This window comes from Streptomyces sp. SudanB52_2052 (assembly GCF_964272415.1).
GTDB lineage: Bacteria > Actinomycetota > Actinomycetes > Streptomycetales > Streptomycetaceae > Streptomyces > Streptomyces olindensis.
On record NZ_OZ186796.1, the window covers coordinates 3,196,596 to 3,212,617 of the forward strand.

At 72.0% G+C, this 16,022-nt stretch carries 14 protein-coding genes and 2 pseudogenes; 5 read left to right on the plus strand and 11 right to left on the minus strand.

The window, feature by feature from the left end:
* The first annotated feature begins 319 nt into the window (after positions 1–319).
* Positions 320–766, plus strand: coding sequence for a hypothetical protein (locus tag ACSUPV_RS13930; protein WP_031119168.1), 447 nt, complete (start codon positions 320–322; stop codon positions 764–766).
* A gap of 77 nt (positions 767–843) precedes the next feature.
* Here the strand turns inward: ACSUPV_RS13930 and ACSUPV_RS13935 are convergent, their stop codons facing one another.
* Positions 844–1,935, minus strand: coding sequence for a bifunctional succinyldiaminopimelate transaminase/glutamate-prephenate aminotransferase (locus ACSUPV_RS13935; protein ID WP_037766249.1), 1,092 nt, complete (start codon positions 1,933–1,935; stop codon positions 844–846).
* Positions 1,936–2,064: 129 nt separating this feature from the next.
* Positions 2,065–2,385, minus strand: coding sequence for a ferredoxin (fdxA, locus tag ACSUPV_RS13940; RefSeq protein ID WP_030929316.1), 321 nt, complete (start codon positions 2,383–2,385; stop codon positions 2,065–2,067).
* Positions 2,386–2,525: 140 nt separating this feature from the next.
* Between fdxA and ACSUPV_RS13945 the strand changes: the two genes are divergently transcribed.
* From ACSUPV_RS13945 to ACSUPV_RS13955, 3 genes and pseudogenes are all read left to right on the plus strand, one after another.
* Positions 2,526–3,542 (plus strand): GNAT family N-acetyltransferase, encoded by a 1,017-nt coding sequence (locus ACSUPV_RS13945; protein WP_436947577.1) that lies wholly within the window; start codon positions 2,526–2,528, stop codon positions 3,540–3,542.
* A gap of 30 nt (positions 3,543–3,572) precedes the next feature.
* Positions 3,573–4,424 carry a transglutaminase-like domain-containing protein gene (locus tag ACSUPV_RS13950; RefSeq protein WP_359786527.1) on the plus strand — a complete coding sequence of 284 codons (852 nt, stop codon included), beginning with the start codon at positions 3,573–3,575 and terminating at the stop codon, positions 4,422–4,424.
* A gap of 48 nt (positions 4,425–4,472) precedes the next feature.
* Positions 4,473–4,577: pseudogene (locus tag ACSUPV_RS13955) on the plus strand (DNA-binding response regulator); the annotation flags it as partial.
* Here the strand turns inward: ACSUPV_RS13955 and ACSUPV_RS13960 are convergent.
* The 5 genes and pseudogenes from ACSUPV_RS13960 to ACSUPV_RS13980 all read right to left on the minus strand — a co-directional run.
* Positions 4,574–4,714, minus strand: a pseudogene (locus tag ACSUPV_RS13960) (ABC transporter ATP-binding protein); the annotation flags it as partial. The pseudogenes ACSUPV_RS13955 and ACSUPV_RS13960 sit on opposite strands and share 4 nt — an antisense overlap.
* 113 nt (positions 4,715–4,827) lie before the next feature.
* Positions 4,828–7,626 (minus strand): hypothetical protein, encoded by a 2,799-nt coding sequence (locus ACSUPV_RS13965; protein WP_436947578.1) that lies wholly within the window; start codon positions 7,624–7,626, stop codon positions 4,828–4,830.
* 156 nt (positions 7,627–7,782) lie between these two features.
* Positions 7,783–8,193: a DUF6113 family protein gene (locus tag ACSUPV_RS13970; protein WP_031119174.1), complete on the minus strand. Its 411-nt coding sequence runs from the start codon at positions 8,191–8,193 to the stop codon at positions 7,783–7,785.
* Positions 8,190–9,050, minus strand: coding sequence for an N-acetyl-1-D-myo-inositol-2-amino-2-deoxy-alpha-D-glucopyranoside deacetylase (gene mshB, locus ACSUPV_RS13975; RefSeq protein ID WP_037757772.1), 861 nt, complete (start codon positions 9,048–9,050; stop codon positions 8,190–8,192). The genes ACSUPV_RS13970 and mshB overlap by 4 nt, the downstream gene beginning before the upstream one ends.
* Positions 9,051–9,078: 28 nt before the next feature.
* Positions 9,079–9,273 (minus strand): hypothetical protein, encoded by a 195-nt coding sequence (locus ACSUPV_RS13980; RefSeq protein WP_030842840.1) that lies wholly within the window; start codon positions 9,271–9,273, stop codon positions 9,079–9,081.
* 177 nt (positions 9,274–9,450) lie between these two features.
* Here ACSUPV_RS13980 and ACSUPV_RS13985 point away from each other — a divergent pair, with 177 nt between their 5' ends.
* Positions 9,451–11,574: a prolyl oligopeptidase family serine peptidase gene (locus ACSUPV_RS13985; protein ID WP_436947579.1), complete on the plus strand. Its 2,124-nt coding sequence runs from the start codon at positions 9,451–9,453 to the stop codon at positions 11,572–11,574.
* Between the two features lie 233 nt (positions 11,575–11,807).
* On the opposite strand, the gene ACSUPV_RS13990 is transcribed toward ACSUPV_RS13985, so the two are convergent.
* Genes ACSUPV_RS13990 through ACSUPV_RS14005 form a run of 4 tightly spaced genes read right to left on the minus strand, consistent with a single transcriptional unit; the run spans position 11,808 to position 15,903 of the window.
* On the minus strand, positions 11,808–12,956 hold the full coding sequence (locus tag ACSUPV_RS13990; protein WP_037757765.1) for an ABC transporter ATP-binding protein: 1,149 nt from the start codon (positions 12,954–12,956) through the stop codon (positions 11,808–11,810).
* The gene (locus ACSUPV_RS13995) at positions 12,949–14,007 is read right to left on the minus strand and encodes an ABC transporter ATP-binding protein (RefSeq protein WP_031119178.1); all 1,059 of its coding nucleotides are present in this window, start codon (positions 14,005–14,007) and stop codon (positions 12,949–12,951) included. The genes ACSUPV_RS13990 and ACSUPV_RS13995 overlap by 8 nt, the downstream gene beginning before the upstream one ends.
* Before the next feature lie 11 nt (positions 14,008–14,018).
* A complete protein-coding gene (locus tag ACSUPV_RS14000) occupies positions 14,019–14,981 on the minus strand; it encodes an ABC transporter permease (RefSeq protein WP_031119179.1) in 963 nt (320 codons plus the stop codon).
* Entirely contained in the window at positions 14,974–15,903 is a 930-nt protein-coding gene (locus ACSUPV_RS14005) for an ABC transporter permease (RefSeq protein WP_031119180.1), read from the minus strand. Before ACSUPV_RS14005 ends, ACSUPV_RS14000 begins: the two co-directional genes overlap by 8 nt.
* Positions 15,904–16,022: the final 119 nt, after the last annotated feature.

Below are 16,022 nucleotides of genomic sequence, written 5' to 3' on the forward strand. Positions count from 1 at the left end.
GGGAGGGTCAGTCGCGGGGCTCGGCGGCGACGGGGTGCGCGGGTTTGCGCCGTCGCGTCAGGACATCCGTGAGAACCCTTGGGAACAAAGGGCTGGAAGGATTCGGCGGGCTCCCCTGAGGGATTCTCTTTGCCCGTTTTCATCCGCAGCCGATAATGCGACGCATTACCAACTCTTTACGTTGCGGCGCCGCAACCTTCGCGGGCTTCGAGCGGTAGTCACTGCGTCCGAGCCGGGGCGATCAACAGCCAGTCGATCAACTCCCGAACCCGGTCGGACACCTCACGATGCTCACTGTTCTCTCCGTCGAAGGAGCACCATGTCCCTCCCCCTGACCCGCCGGATCGCCCGTGCCGCGCTGATCGTCGCTGCGGGAGCGGCTGCCGGGGTCGGTGCGGCCGGCTCCGCCAGCGCGGCCCCAGAGCTGCCGGCCACCCCGAACCTCGGCGGGCTGACCGCCCTGGACGGGGCGAACGTCGGCAACACCGTCGACGGCGCCGCGCAGAACGTCACCGAGTCCGCGGGTGACACCGACGGCAAGGCCGTCAAGAAGGCGGTGCCGGCCGCGGGCAAGACCGGCGGCAAGGCGGTCAAGAAGACCACGCCCGTCACGCAGAAGGCGGCCGGTGACGCGGCGGGTTCCGCCGGGCAGCTCGTCGGTGACGCGGCCGGTTCGGCCCAGGGCGGACTGCCGACGGACGGCCAGACCAAGGGTGGTGTGCCGTCCGCCGACTCGCTGCCGGTGAAGGGTCTGCCGGTCGGCTGACGCCGGTTTCCGAGGCCCGAAGGGGTCCAGGGAGCTTCCCTGGACCCCTTCGGCATGCCCGGGCACCGCGGCAGCGGTCAGAGGCGCCGTACCGCCGCCGCCACCCGCTCGTCCGTCGCGGTCAGCGCCACGCGGACGAACTCGGCGCCCGCGGGTCCGTAGAAGTCGCCCGGGGCCACCAGGATGCCCCGCTCCGCGAGGTGGGCGACCGTGTCCCAGCAGGACTCGCCCCGGGTGGCCCACAGGTAGAGGCTGGCCTCGCTGTGCTCGATGCGGAAGCCGCGGGCGAGGAGCGCCTCGCGCAGCAGCTCGCGCCGGGCGGCGTAGCGCTCGCGCTGCACGCGCACGTGCTCGTCGTCGCCGAGGGCCGCGATCACCGCCGCCTGGGTCGGCGCGGGCGTCATCATGCCGCCGTGCTTGCGGATCTCCAGGAGCGGGCCGAGGACGGCCGGGTCACCGGCCAGGAAGGCCGCCCGGTAGCCGGCGAGGTTCGAGCGCTTGGAGAGGGAGTGCACGGACACGATGCCGTCGTACGAGCCGCCGTTGACGTCCGGGTGCAGCACCGAGACCGGGTCGGCCTCCCAGCCCAGTTCCAGGTAGCACTCGTCGGAGAAGAGCAGGACGCCGTGCTCCCGGGCCCACGCGACGATCCGGGTCAGCTCCGCCTTCGACAGGACCTTGCCCGTCGGGTTGGACGGGGAGTTCAGCCACAGGAGCTTCAGGCCGGCCGGGTCGAGCGCGGTCGGGTCGTCGTAGACCTCGTACTCGGCCCGGGCCAGGCGGGCGCCGACCTCGTACGTCGGGTAGGCCAGGCGCGGGTGGGCCACCCGGTCGCCGGGGCCGAGGCCCAGCTGGGTCGGCAGCCAGGCGACGAGCTCCTTGGAGCCGACGACCGGCAGGACGTGGCGGTGGGTGACGTCCCGGGCGCCGAGGCGGCGCTCCACCCAGCCGGTGATCGCGTCGCGCAGCTCGGGCGTGCCCCAGACGGTCGGGTAACCCGGGGAGTCCGCCGCGGCGACCAGGGCTTTCTGGACCAGCTCGGGGACCGGGTCGACCGGGGTGCCGACGGACAGGTCGACGATGCCGTCCGGGTGGGCGGCGGCCGTGGCCTTGTACGGCGTCAGCTTGTCCCAGGGGAAGGTGGGGAGGCGGTCGGAGACTGCGGACACGGGTTCTGGCTCACTTTCTGGTACGTACGAGCCGAGTGGTCGCGGCAAACGCCTCGGCCCCGCACGGCGATCGGGCGTGATCGGGCCGTACGGGACCGAGGCGGCACGGAGTGCGGGCCGCTGACGGGATTACTCGGCCTGCGGCGGCAGCGCGGCGATGAACGGGTGATCGCGCTCGATCAGACCCAGCTTGCTGGCGCCGCCCGGGGAACCGAGCTCGTCGAAGAACTCGACGTTCGCCTTGTAGTAGTCCTTCCACTCCTCGGGAGTGTCGTCCTCGTAGAAGATGGCCTCGACCGGGCAGACCGGCTCACAGGCCCCGCAGTCGACGCATTCGTCCGGGTGGATGTACAAGGACCGCTGGCCCTCGTAGATGCAGTCGACCGGGCACTCCTCGATGCACGCCTTGTCCTTGACGTCGACACAAGGCTGCGCGATGACGTAGGTCACGCTGTCGTTCCTCCTCGATAGGGCGCTGGCGGGCCTCCTCAGGCTCCGCCGCCTGGCGCGCGGGAGCGCGGCGTCGTCGATGCCCGCCCCTAGTATCTCCGTTCCTGGGCATGATCCGAACAGGAGGGGTGAACCGACCTGTGGAAATCTCTGCCGCCGGGCGACTCGAGGTCCGTATCACCGCTGCTGACGTGGGCAAACGGGTCTCCGTGCGGAGCTTGATCGAACATGGTCCCCCGGGTGAGAAGTTCACCGATACGGTCGGTGTTCTCACATCATGGGACAAGGGTGTGCTGCTGATCACACGCAAGAGTGGCGAGAGCGTCCGCATCGCGGAATCAGCGCTGGTCGCGGGCAAGATCGTCCCCGCCGCCCCGGCGCGTCGCCGCGGTCCGGCCGCCTCCTACGAGGAGCTGGCCCGGGTCGCAGCGCGGGCCTGGCGGCCCGTGGAGAGCGAGCGACTCGGGGACTGGGAGCTGCGGGCCGCGTCCGGCTTCACGCGCCGGGCCAATTCGGTGCTGCCGCTCGGCGCCCCGGGCGTGCCCCTCGACGATGCGCTCGACGCGGTCCGCAGGTGGTACGGCGAGCGCGGACTGCCCGCCTACGTCCAGACCGCGACCGGCGCCGAGAGCACGCAGGAGCTGCTCTGCGCCGAGCTGGACGAGCGGGGCTGGGTGCGGGAGGTGACGGCCGAGCTGTGGGTCGGGGCGCTGGCGCCGGTCGCCGACCGGGGCGATCCGGCGGTGGTCGAGCTGTCCCGGGAGGCCGGCGAGGGGTGGCTGGCCCGGTATCAGCGCAAGGGCGTGAGCGAGGTGGCACTGCGGGTGCTGGGGTCCGGGCCGTCGGTGTGGTTCGCGACCGTGCCCGGTGCGGCGGAGGGGGCGCCTCCGGCGGCCATCGGGCGGTGTGTCGTCGACGGGCGGTGGGCCGGGTTCGCCGCGGTCGAGGTCGATCCGGAGCTGCGTCGGCAGGGGCTGGGGACGGCCGTGATGGCGGCGCTGGCCCGGCAGGCCCTCGACGAGGGCGCCTCGGCCGCGTGGCTCCAGGTGGAGGCCGACAACGCGGAGGCGCGGGCGCTGTACGCCGGCATGGGCTTCGCCGCGCACCACGCCTACCACCACTACCGGGCGCCGGACGCCGACGGCACCGGCCGGTAATCGATCGTCGTGAGAGGGCACGAGCCAGCTATGCGTCCCCCGTACCCACCGCCCCCGGAGCGTTCCGCCGAGCTGCGGCGGCGGTTCGCGGAAGAGGCCCGGTCCGAGCGGCCCGATCTGTCGGCGCTGTGCCTGCTGGTGGGCGCGGAGGCGGACGGGGCGCTGGACGAGGCGGGCATCGACGCCGCGCAGGTCGAGCTGGACCGGCTGGCCGGACTGGTGCCGTACCGGCCCGGCGGGCCGCGGGCGTGGGCGGTCGCCCTGCGGGAGCTGCTCGGTGACCGGATGGGCTTCCACGGCGCTCCTGCCGACTACCAGCGGCTGGAGTCCTCGCTGCTGCACGAGGTGCTGACGCGGCGCAGGGGGTTGCCGATCCTGCTGTCGGTGGTGTGGATGGAGGTGGCCCGGCGGGCGGGGGCGCCGGTGTACGGGGTGGCTCTGCCGGGTCATTTCGTGGTCGGGTTCGGACCCGAGGAGGGGCAGGTGCTGGCGGATCCGTTCGACGGGGGGCGGGTGCTGAGCGGCGCGGACGCGGAGCTGCTGGTGGCCGGGGCGACGGGGGCGCGGCTGGACGCGGCGATGCTGCGGCCGGCCGATCCGCTGGACGTGGTGCTGCGGATCCTGAACAACGTGCGGGCGTGGGCGGCGGCCCGGCCCGAACGGTCGGATGTGGCGTTGTGGGCGGTCGAGTTGTCGCTGCTGCTGCCGTCGCATCCCGCGCGACTGCGGTACGAGCGGGCGCGGTTGCTCGTTCAGCGGGGGGATTTCGTGGGTGGGGCCGCGGAGTTGGAGGCCTATGCGGAGGTGGTGGAGGCCGTGGACGAGGCCGCGGCCGGGCGGGTGCGGGGGGAGGCTTCGGCGGCGAGGGCGATGCTCAACTGACGCCCCTCGCCGTAGCGGCACGTGTGGGATCGCGGGTGCGGGTGCGTCGCCGCCCAACTGGCCGAGGCGATCCGCAAGGTCCTCACCGGCGAACGCGTCATCGACCCGACGCTCACGGCAGCGGCCCTGGCGGAGGGCGCCAACCCGTTGACGTAGTGGGTGGCGAAGAGGACGGTCCGGCCCTGGTCGGCCTGCTCGCGCATGGTGGCCCAGAAGGCCTGGCGGGTGGTGACGTCCATGCCGGTGGTGGGCTCGTCCAGGACGGTGAGGTCGCTGTCGCCCGCGGTGGCCGGGCTCGGCGGAGGACCCGGGCCGCCTTCCGCGGCGCGTTCCGCTTCGGACGCCCTCCGCACGCGAAAGGGCGCCCCGGCCGTCGACCGGGGCGCCCTGCGAACCGCTCGCGCTAACTGGGATTCGTCTCGATCACGGCGACGCGGTCCGCCGCCGTCTTGCCGAGCAGGGCCTGGCGCATGGCGCCGATGACGTCGTCGGGCGTCACCGGGGTCTTCTTGCCGTTGCCCCGGGTGATCAGCACGCTGTCCCAGGCTCCGCCGTACAGCTCCTTCAGGGCGGGCTTGTCGTAGTACTCGACCAGCTTGTTGCCGACCGGCTTGACGGCGAGGAACTTCCAGAGGGAGTTCTGGGGGCTGAACTTGACCTCCACGCCGCCCGCCTCGACCGTGACGATGCCCGACATCGCCGGCCTGGCGAACGTGTTCATCATCCGGTCGACCTCGGCGTTGGAGATCTTCGGCTGCTGGGTGGTCGTCGGGACGTCGACCGTCGTGGCCGTACCGGTCTCCACCTGGGCGCGGTACGCCTCCTCCACCGCCGCGGTCGACTTGTCGAGGTCGATGCCCTTGCCCGCCTTGCCGTAGACGGCGACGGCCTTGCCCGGCTCGAACTTGATCGTGCCCTCGGTGACCGAGCCGGCACCGCCTGCCGCGCTCTCCAGGGACGCGTGCAGCTTCTCCTCGTCGACGGGCATGACGGGCGTGACGACCCGGTGGTTGCCGAACAGCGAGCCGATCACGGAGACCGGGTTGTAGTCGCTCTTCGCCGCCGCGTCGGCCGTGGCGTCCATGTCGAACTGGAGGCCGGCGTTGTCCGGGTCGAGGGCGACGGTCTTGCCGCCCACCGACAGCTTCAGCTCCTTGCCGACGCGGCCGTCGAAGGCCTCGTCCAGCTTCTTGACCGCGTCGTCGCGGGTGCCGCCGCCGATGTCGACGCCGAGCACGGTGGTGCCCTTGGGCACGTCGGTGCGGTTCATCAGCAGGCCGGCGCCGTAGACGCCACCGGCCAGGACGACCACGCCCGCGGCGAGCAGCACGAGCTTGTTGCGCCCCTTCTTCTTGGGCGCCTTCGCGGAGCTCGCCGGGGGCGGCGAGACCGGCTCGGGCAGCTTCGGGGCTGTGTGCGGCACCGGGCCGTCGCCGGGCGCGCCCGGGCCGAACGGCGAGGCCGTGCCGGGCGGTACGACGGGGATGCCGCTGGTGACCGTGTGCCCGGAGACGTTGTCGTGGCGGGGGGCGTAGCCCTGGCCGTCGGGCGGCTCGGGGGCCGGCTTCTGCGGGGTGAGGATGGCGGTGTCATCACTCATGCCGCCACCAGGGCCTGCGGCGCCGTGGCCTGCGGCGCCCCGGCCGGTGGGGGCGCCGCCCCCGGGGCCTGCGGGGCCGCCCGGGCCACCGGGACCACCCGGCCCGCCCACGGTTGCGTGGCCGCCCGTGGCCGCGGGGCCGCCAGGGCCTCCCGCACCGGAGGGGCCGCCGGGTGTGCCGGGCGCGCCGGGCGCGCCGGGCGCACCCGGGCCGCCTATGGCGCCGGGACCGGCGGGTGCGCCGGGGCCTCCCGGTCGGCCGGGGTCGTTGAAGGCGCTCGGAGCACCGGGCGTACCAGGGGTGCCGGGCGCGCCGGGGGCCCCAGGGCCGCCCGGGCCACCGGGTCCGCCGAAGGCGCCCGGACCGCCGGGACCGCCGCGCTCGTCATATCCACCGGGGCCGCCGGGGCCACCGGGAGCACCACCGGGGCCACCACCGGGTCCACCGGGAGCGCCGCCAGGGCCGCCGGGCTCGTTGAAGGCGCCCGGACGACCGGGGCCACCGGGGCCACCCGGCTCGCCGAAGGGGTCAGACCCTCCGGGGCCACCCGGTTCGTTGTATGCGCCAGGTCCGCCCGGGCCACCCGGACCGCCCGGCTCACTGAAACCACCGGGTCCGCCGGACCCGGGACCGCCCGGACCGGGCTCGGCGAAACCGCCGTGCCCGTTCCGCTCGTGGTAGGGGCCACCGGCCGACGGCACCATCGGGCCGTCCCCGGTGACCGGGCCGCCGGTCGGGCCGGCCGGGCCCTGCGTGCGGGGGCCGCCGTTCCCGGCGAAGTCGCGGGACGCGCCCGGGTCGTCGTAGCCGCCCTGGCCGTTCCGGCCGCCGCCGTTGTCCGAGAAGTACGGCAGGTCGTCGCGGCGCGGTTCGCCGCCGTTGCCCGGGGCGGGACGCGAACCGTTGCCGAGCGGGCCCGCCGCCAGCGCCTCGGTGACGTCGAAGGAGCCGGTGCCGCCGCCGTGCCCGGGCGCGACGGGTCCGCCGGTCGCGCCGCCCGGGAGCCCCGCGCCGTTCGTACCGCCGGACCGGGAGCCGCCCGGCGCGCTCATGGAGCCGACGACGCCTCCGGGCCGCCCGGCACCGGGCCGTGCCCCACCGGGCGCGCCCGCGCCGGATCCGGACGCCGCCGGACCCGAACCGCTCGGCAGACCGGCCCCGTTGGTGGAGCCGCCGCCCTGACCGCCTTTGCCGCCGCCGGACTTACGGGGTGCGAACCAGTCGCTGGCCGGCTTGTCGTCGGTGGACTGAGCCGACTCGGCGGGAGACTCGGCCGTGCCCGTGCCCGTGCCCCGGGACGCCGTGCCCCCCGGCGCCGTCGGCGCTTCACCGCGCGTGTCGGTGTCGCCCGAGCCGTCCGCTTCCGCGACGGGCTTGCGCACGACCACCGGCGGAATGGGCCGCGACCCGGGGATGTTGATCCGGATCCGGGTCGTCAGCGTGGTCTCGGTCTTGCGTTCCTCCGGCCGCGCGGCCGAACGGTCCGCGCCCGTACCGCCGTCGGAGACCGCCGGGGTCCCGTACGGCGGCGTACCCGACGGGTAGGCGGCTCCGCCGCGCCCGTTGGGCCCGGAGGACGGAGTGTCAGTTTCACGACTCAAGGCAGGTTCTCCCGGTTGGCTCCGCCGCCCGACACAACCTCACGCGGGCAGCTCGGCGGCGCGCACCACCATACTGGCCACTTCTCACCCGTATCCCCGGACCGCCATGGAAACCCACACCGGACCCCCACGCGCAGGTCCTGGCGAAGTGGTACGTCACTTGCCAAGTCGGACGGGACCGCCGTCAGGTTGCCGCACCCGGGCGAAGGTGGCACACATCACAGCCACGCCGATGCCGCCGAGCAGGAAGAGGTAGGAGCCGCTCCCCGCGGCGAAGAGGAAGTCGCCTTCCGGGCGGCTGGCGGTGAGCAGGACGACGGCGAGCATCCAGCCGGCGGCGGCCGCGACGCCCCCCGCCCGGCCGCGCGTGACCTGGGCGGCGCCGAGGACGAGCCCCGCCTCACCGGCCAGGGCGAGGAGCAGCCCGCCCGGGAACCAGCCGGGCTGCACGAGCGCCCCGGCCGCCCCGACGACGGCCCCGAGCAGGAAGAAGCCCAGGCAGGCGACGGCCCGTCCGAGGGAGGGCGGCCGGATCGGCTGGGCGAGCATCGGCGTCCGGTCGCTCATGAGGCCTCCTCGACACCGGCGAACAGGTCCGTCTCCCGCTCCCCGGGGCCACGCCCGCCCCGCACCAGCTCGTAGTACTCGGTGGTGAGGATCGGCTGGGCGAGTTCGTTGGACAGCACGAAGTACGGCTCCGCCACGGTGATCTGGGTGGCGTGGGCGCGCATCGCGGCGGCCTTGGCGGCGCCGTGGGCGGTGCCGTCGATCACGGTGGTGATCCGCTCCTCGGCCACGACACCGGGTACGTCGTCGACCTCGGCCGTCTTGGTGAAGGGGGTGCCGGACAGGTCCTCCCGGAGCCGGGCGAAGGATTCCTCCACAACAGGCCGGGGGACCCGGTTCCAGTAGATCTTGGGGATCTTCCAGCCGGTCTCGGCGGACAGCTCGGCGGCGCGCATGGCGACGCGGTGGGCCTGGATGTGGTCGGGGTGGCCGTAGCCGCCGTTGTCGTCGTACGTGACGAGGACCTGGGGGCGCACCTCGCGGATCACCTCGACGAGGTGGGCGGCGGCCTCGTCGACGTCGGCCTGCCAGAAGCAGGCGGGGTCGTCGTTGTCGGGCAGGCCCATCATCCCGGAGTCGCTGTAGCGTCCGGCGCCGCCGAGCAGGCGGAAGTCCTGGACGCCGAGCTCGGCCATGGCGGCGGTGAGCTCACGGCGGCGGTGCTGCCCCAGGGCGGCACCGGTCAGGTGCGCGAGCTCCGGCGGGATGACCTCGCCGCGCTCGCCGAGGGTGCAGGTGACGAGCGTGACGTGGGCACCCTCGGCCGCGTACCTGGCCATGGTCGCGCCGTTGTTGATCGACTCGTCGTCCGGGTGCGCGTGCACCAGCAGCAGACGCCGGGAGGGCTGTTCCGTCATGGGCCCACCCTACGAGGTCCCGCGACGGTCAGAACTTGATGCTGCCGATCATGCCCGCGATGTTGGTCGTCAGCTCGTTGATCGTGGGAGCGACGGTCGAGGAGGCGAGGTAGAAGCCGAGCAGCATGCACACGATGGCGTGCCCCGCCTTCAGCCCTGACTTCTTGATGAGCAGGAAGACGATGATCGCCAGCAGCACCACCGCCGAAATCGAGAGTGCCACGGCGGCTCACCTCCAAAGATCCACAGGGGCGCGGGGGGTCGGACTATGGGGGCATTAAATCCGTACAGCAGCCAGCAGGTTCATACCCACTATGCGACATTGATCATAACTATCCGTCCGTGCGCATCGATCGGCGCACGGCCGCACAAGGGGGCGCATGGCCAATATGGTCAGGGCATGACGACCGAGCCTGACTCCTTCCCCCGACGGCACGCCCGTACCCAGCGCTTCACGCTCGGCGCGCCGCGTTCGTTCACCGTGGCGCCCGACGGTTCGCGTGTCGTGTTCCTGCGCTCCGGTTCCGGCACGGACCGGGCGAGTTCGCTGTGGGTCCTCGACACGGAGGAGGGCGGGGAGCGCGTGGCCGCCGACCCGCGCGCCCTGCTGGGCGGTGCCTCGGAGGACCTCTCGCCGGAGGAGCGGGCCCGGCGCGAACGCAGCCGTGAGGGCGGCGCCGGCATCGTCGGGTACGCCACTGACTCGGCCGTCGAGTTGGCCTCTTTCGCCTTGTCAGGGCGGCTTTTCACGGCCGAGCTGCGGGCCGGGACGGCGCGTGAACTGCCCACTCCGGGGCCGGTGATCGACCCGCGTCCGTCGCCCGACGGGCGGCATGTCGCCTACGTGGCCCAAGGCTCGCTGCGGGTGGTGGGCGCCGAGGGGGAGGCCGACCGGGCGCTCGCCGAGCCGGAGTCGGAGAATGTCTCGTTCGGACTGGCCGAGTTCATCGCGGCCGAGGAGATGGGGCGGGCGCGCGGTTTCTGGTGGGCGCCGGAGTCGGACCGGCTGCTCGTGGCGCGCGTGGACGACACGCCGGTGGAGCGGTGGTGGATCGCCGACCCGGCGCATCCGGAAAGGGAGCCGCAGCGGGTGGCGTATCCGGCGGCGGGCACCGGCAACGCGGATGTCCGGCTGTTCGTGATCGGCCTGGACGGGGCGCGCACGGAGGTGGCCTGGGACCGGGCGCGGTACCCGTATCTGGCCCGTGTGCACTGGTCAGGGGCGGGTGCGCCGCTGCTGCTCGTGCAGTCGCGCGACCAGCGCGGCCAGCTGATCCTGGCCGTGGATCCGGACTCGGGCGCGACACGGATGGTGCACGCCGACGAAGATCCAACATGGCTTGAACTTTTCGCCGGGGTGCCGTGCTGGAGCCCGTCCGGGCAACTGGTCCGGATCGCGGACGAGGGCGGTGCGCGGGTGCTGGCGGTCGGGGAACGGCCGCTCACCGGGGCACAGTTGCACGTCAGGGCCGTGCTGGACGTCTCCGACGACGACGTGCTGGTCTCGGCGTCGGCGGGCGAGGAGGCGGCCGAGGCGGAGACGGGCCAGGTGCATGTGTACCGGGTCAACGAGCTGGGCGTGGAGCGGGTGTCCCAGGAGCCGGGCGTGCACACGGCGGTGCGGGCCGGGGGTGTGACGGTCCTGGTCTCGGCGACGCTCGACCGGCCGGGTTCGCGGGTGCAGGTCCTGCGCGACGGAAAACCGACCGCGACTGTCCGCTCGTACGCCGAAGATCCTGGTATGTCCCCCCGCGTGACGCTCACCGAGGGGGGCGCACGCCGCATCCCGTGCGCCGTGCTTATGCCTCGGGACTACGCCGGTGACACCCCCCTGCCGGTGCTCATGGACCCCTATGGGGGCCCGCACGGCCAGCGGGTGGCCGCGGCCCACAACGCGCACCTCACCTCGCAGTGGTTCGCGGACCAGGGCTTCGCGGTGGTGGTCGCGGACGGCCGCGGCACCCCGCACCGCTCCCCCGCCTGGGAGAAGGCGGTCCACCACGACTTCACCGTGTCGCTGGACGACCAGGTGGAGGCGCTGGAGGACCTCGCGCGGCGGTATCCCCTGGATCTGTCCCGGGTGGCGATCCGCGGCTGGTCCTTCGGCGGCTGGCTGGCGGGCCTGGCGGTGCTGCGCCGCCCCGACGTCTTCCACGCGGGGATCGCGGGCGCGCCCGTGACGGACTGGCGGCTGTACGACACGCACTACACGGAGCGCTACCTCGGCGTCCCCGCGGAGCACCCGGAGCCGTACGCGACGAGCTCCCTGGTCACCCCGGACGGACTCTCCTCCCCCGCCGAGCCGCACCGCCCGCTGATGATCGTGCACGGCCTCGCCGACGACAACGTGGTGGTCGCCCACGCCCTGCGCCTGTCCTCGGCCCTGCTGGCGGCCGGTCGGCCGCACGAGGTGCTGCCGCTGTCCGGGGTCACGCACATCACCCCCCAGGAACAGGTCGCCGAGAACCTGCTCCTGCTCCAGGTGGACTTCCTGAAGCGCTCCCTGAGCCTCCCGCGCACCTGAGCACGGCAACGGGCCGGGGCGACATGGCGCGCCCCGGCCCGTTTACGGCACCCGCACGGCCGTACGCTGAACAGCCTGACGCGTCCGTATATCGGGACCGGGTCGGCCAAGTTGCCTGCGTGTTAACGCGATTGCTGCGCATGTGTGCGCTTATGTCACGCGCCGGTCCGCATGCCGAAAGGGCCGGCCCCCGAGGCGAAGCGCCACGGGAGACCGGCCCTGAGACCCGGGGGTCAGGCCGCGTGGACCACGTCCTTCTCCTCCGCGAAGTGGCAGGCCGACTCGTGGGCCGCCGGGGAGTCCGAGCCCTGGAAGCGCTCCGGGATGGCCAGGAGGGGCACCTCCTGGGCGCACTTGTCCTGGGCCTTCCAGCAGCGGGTGCGGAAGCGGCAACCCGAGGGCGGGTTGGCCGGGGACGGGACGTCGCCGGTGAGGATGATCCGCTCGCGCCCCTCGCGGGACTCCGGGTCGGGAACCGGGACGGCCGACAGCAGCGCCTGGGTATAGGGGTGCGTCGGGTGGTCGTAGATCTCCGTGTCCGTGCCGATCTCGGCCATCTTGCCGAGGTACATCACGCCCACCCGGTCCGAGATGTGCCGGACGATCGACAGGTCGTGCGCGATGAAGAGGTAGGAGAGGTTGAACTCGTCCTGCAGCTTCTCCATCAGGTTGATGACCTGCGCCTGGACGGACACGTCCAGCGCGGAGACCGGCTCGTCGCAGATGATGATCTCGGGGTTGAGCGCGAGGCCGCGGGCGATGCCGATGCGCTGGCGCTGACCGCCCGAGAACTGGTGCGGATAGCGGTTGATGTACTCGGGGTTGAGGCCGACCACGTCCAGGAGTTCCTGGACCTTGCGGCGGCGGTCGCCCTTCGGCGCCACCTCGGGGTGGATCTCGAAGGTCTCCCCGATGATGTCGCCCACCGTCATACGGGGGTTGAGCGAGGTGTACGGGTCCTGGAACACCATCTGGATGTTCCGGCGGACCGCCTTCAGCGCACGCCCGGACAGCTTGGTGATGTCCTGGCCCTTGTAGAAGATCTCGCCCGCGGTCGCCTTCTCCAGCATCATCAGCAGCTTGGCGACGGTGGACTTGCCGCAGCCGGACTCGCCCACGATGCCGAGCGTCTCGCCCTGGTAGAGGTCGAAGGAGACCCCGTCCACGGCCTTGACCGCACCGACCTGCTTCTTGAAGAGGATGCCCTGGGTCAGCGGGAAGTGCTTGACCAGGTTGCGCACCTGCAGGATCGGCTCGCCGCGCTCGACCGGGGCCTGCATGGCGGCCACGGCCTCCTCGTCGGTGGCGGCGTCGACCGTCTCCACCTCGGTGACGTTGGGGGTGGCGTCCATGGACTCGTCCGTCTTCTCCAACTCAGCCATGGATCGTCTCCTTCCAGAAGTGGCAGGCGCTGCCGCGGCCGGCCAGCTCGCCGCCGTCCCGCTCGGTGACCTGGTGCAGCGGCGGGACGTCCGTACGGCAGATGTCCTGCGCCTGCGGGCACCGCGGGTTGAAGGCACAACCGGACGGGATCCGCGTCAGGTTGGGCGGCAGACCCTTGATCGCGTACAGGTCCTGGCCCTTCTGGTCCAGGCGCGGGATCGAGTCGAGCAGGCCCTTGGTGTAGGGGTGCGCGGGCCGCTTGTACAGCTCGTGCACCGGGGCGGTCTCCACGATCCGGCCCGCGTACATCACCGCGATCTTGTCCGCGACGTCGGCGACCACGCCGAGGTCGTGGGTGATCAGGATCAGGCCCATGTGGTACTCGCGCTGCAACTCCGCGAGCAGGTCCATGACCTGCGCCTGGACCGTCACGTCGAGGGCCGTGGTGGGCTCGTCCGCGATGATCAGGTCCGGCTCCAGGGCGAGCGCCATCGCGATCATGATGCGCTGGCGCATACCGCCCGAGAACTGGTGCGGGTAGTCGCTGACGCGCTCCTTCGCGGCCGGGATCTTCACGCGGTCCATCAGCTCGATCGCCTTGGCCTTGGCGTCCTTCTTGGACAGGCCCTGGTGGACGCGGAACATCTCGCCGAGCTGGTAGCCGACGGAGAGCACCGGGTTCAGCGAGGACAGCGCGTCCTGGAAGATCATCGCGATCTTGCTGCCGCGGATCTTCCGGCGCTCCTCGTTGGACATCTTCAGCATGTCCTGGCCGCGGAAGAGGATCTCGCCCTTGGGGATGCGGCCGGGCGGCATGTCGAGGATGCCCATGATGGCCTGGGCGGTGACGGACTTGCCGGAGCCGGACTCGCCGAGCACGGCGAGCGTCTCGCCCGCGGAGACGGAGTAGTTGACGCCGTTGACGGCCTTGGCGACCCCGTCGCGCGTGCGGAACTCCACGTGCAGGTCGCGGACTTCCAGCAGCGGGCGGTCCGCGCCCCCCGAGCCGTCGGGGGCGGGACTCTCGGCCACTTCATCGATGATGGTCACGTACGCCTCCCTCAGCGCAGCTTGGGGTCGAGGGCGTTGCGTACCGCATCGCCGAACATCAGGAACGACAGCACCGTGATCGAGACCATCACCGACGGGATGATCAGGGTGTGGGGCGCGATACGGAGCTGCTCACGTCCTCGCGCGACGTCGCCGCCCCAGGATACCGCCGAGTCACCGAGACCCACGCCCAGGAAGGACAGGGTGGCCTCGGCCGCGATGTAGCCGCCGAGCGCGATGGTCGCGACGACGATGATGGGCGCGAGCGCGTTGGGCAGGATGTGCCGGAACAGGATCCGGGACGTCGAGGCCCCGAGCGCCTTGGCGGCCACCACGTAGTCCGACTGCTTGATGGTGATGACGGCACCGCGCGCGACGCGGGCGATCTGGGTCCAGCCCAGGAAGGCGAGGGCCATGATGACGACCCAGACGGTGCGGTCGTCGAAGGAGTTGAGCACCACCAGGGCGCCGAGCAGGAACGGGATGCCGAGGAAGATGTCGGTCACCCGCGACAGCAGGGTGTCGGTCCAGCCGCCGAAGTAGCCGGCGATCATGCCGATGATCGTGCCGAGGATGGTGACGGCGACGGTGACGCCGACACCGACGGTGATCGAGGCGCGGGCACCGTAGACGACACGGGCGTAGATCGAACGGCCCTGGACGTCGTAGCCGAGCCAGTCCGGGGCGAAGAAGTGCCCCCAGTTCGGCTTGCCCAGGTAGTGCTTGGCCAGGTCGGCGTCGCGCGGCGAGGCGCTGGTGAACAGGCCCGGCCAGATCGACATCACCAGCAGGAACGCGATCAGCACGGCCGAGATCAGGAACAGCGGGTTGCGCCGCAGGTCGTGCCAGGCGTCGGACCAGAGGCTGCGCGCCTTGTCGGGGGCCGGGCCGGAATCGGCCACGACCACGCCCGCGGTGCTCACGGTGTCACCGGGAAGGGCGTCGACCTTCTTCTCGACGGTCTTGTCAGGCATACCGGATCCTCGGGTCCAGGACCGCGTAGAGCAGGTCGACGATCAGGCTGGCGGCGAGGTAGATGAGCACCATCAGCGAGGCGATTCCCACGACCGTGGCGCCCTCACGCCGACTGAGCGCGTCGTAGATCTCGATGCCGATGCCCCGCACGTTGAAGATGCCCTCGGTCACGATGGCACCGGTCATCAGGTTGCCGAGCTCGATGCCGAGGAAGGTGACCACGGGGATCAGCGAGTTGCGCATCAGGTGGACACCGATGACACGGCGGCGGGGCAGCCCCTTGGCCACGGCGGTGCGCATGTAGTCGGAGCGCAGGTTCTCCGCGATCGACGTGCGGGTCAACCGGGCGACGTAGGCGAGCGAGAGGGACGCCAGCACGATGGCGGGAAGCATGAGTTGGGAGAAGTTCGTCGAGTCCGTCACCGTGGGCGTGGTGATCGACCACTGGAACGCGAACAGGTACTGCAACAGGAAGCCCAGCACGAAGGACGGCATCGAGACGAGGACCAGCGTCAGGGTCAGCAGTCCACGGTCCCGCAGCGTGTCGGGGCGCAGGCCGGCGACGACACCGAGGCCGATGCCCACGAGGGTGACGAAGGTGAAGGCGAAGAGCGTCAGTCTGAGCGTCACCGGGAACGCGTCGGCGATGATGTCCGCGATGGGCCGCTGGCTGGCGATCTGGGTACCGAAGTCGCCCTGGAACAGCCCCATCATGTAGTTCGCGTACTGCTGAAGGAGCGGCTGGTCGAGGCCGAGTTCCTTCTTGATGCCCGCGACCACTGTCGGGTCGTACGCCTGATCTCCCATCATCGCCCGGACGGGATCGCCGGGCAGGGCGTACATCATGCAAAAGATGATCAAGGTTGACCCGATGAACACCGGGATCATCTGGAGCAGTCGTCGTGCGACATAGCGCCCCATAGGTGCCTCCGTGAGGGGTTAACGCAGGTACGGGGGCCGTCTCCTGGTGACGAGACGGCCCCCCGAACCTCCCACCGCCACCTGGGCGGCGGCGGGCTTACGGCCGAGTGGGAAGAGCC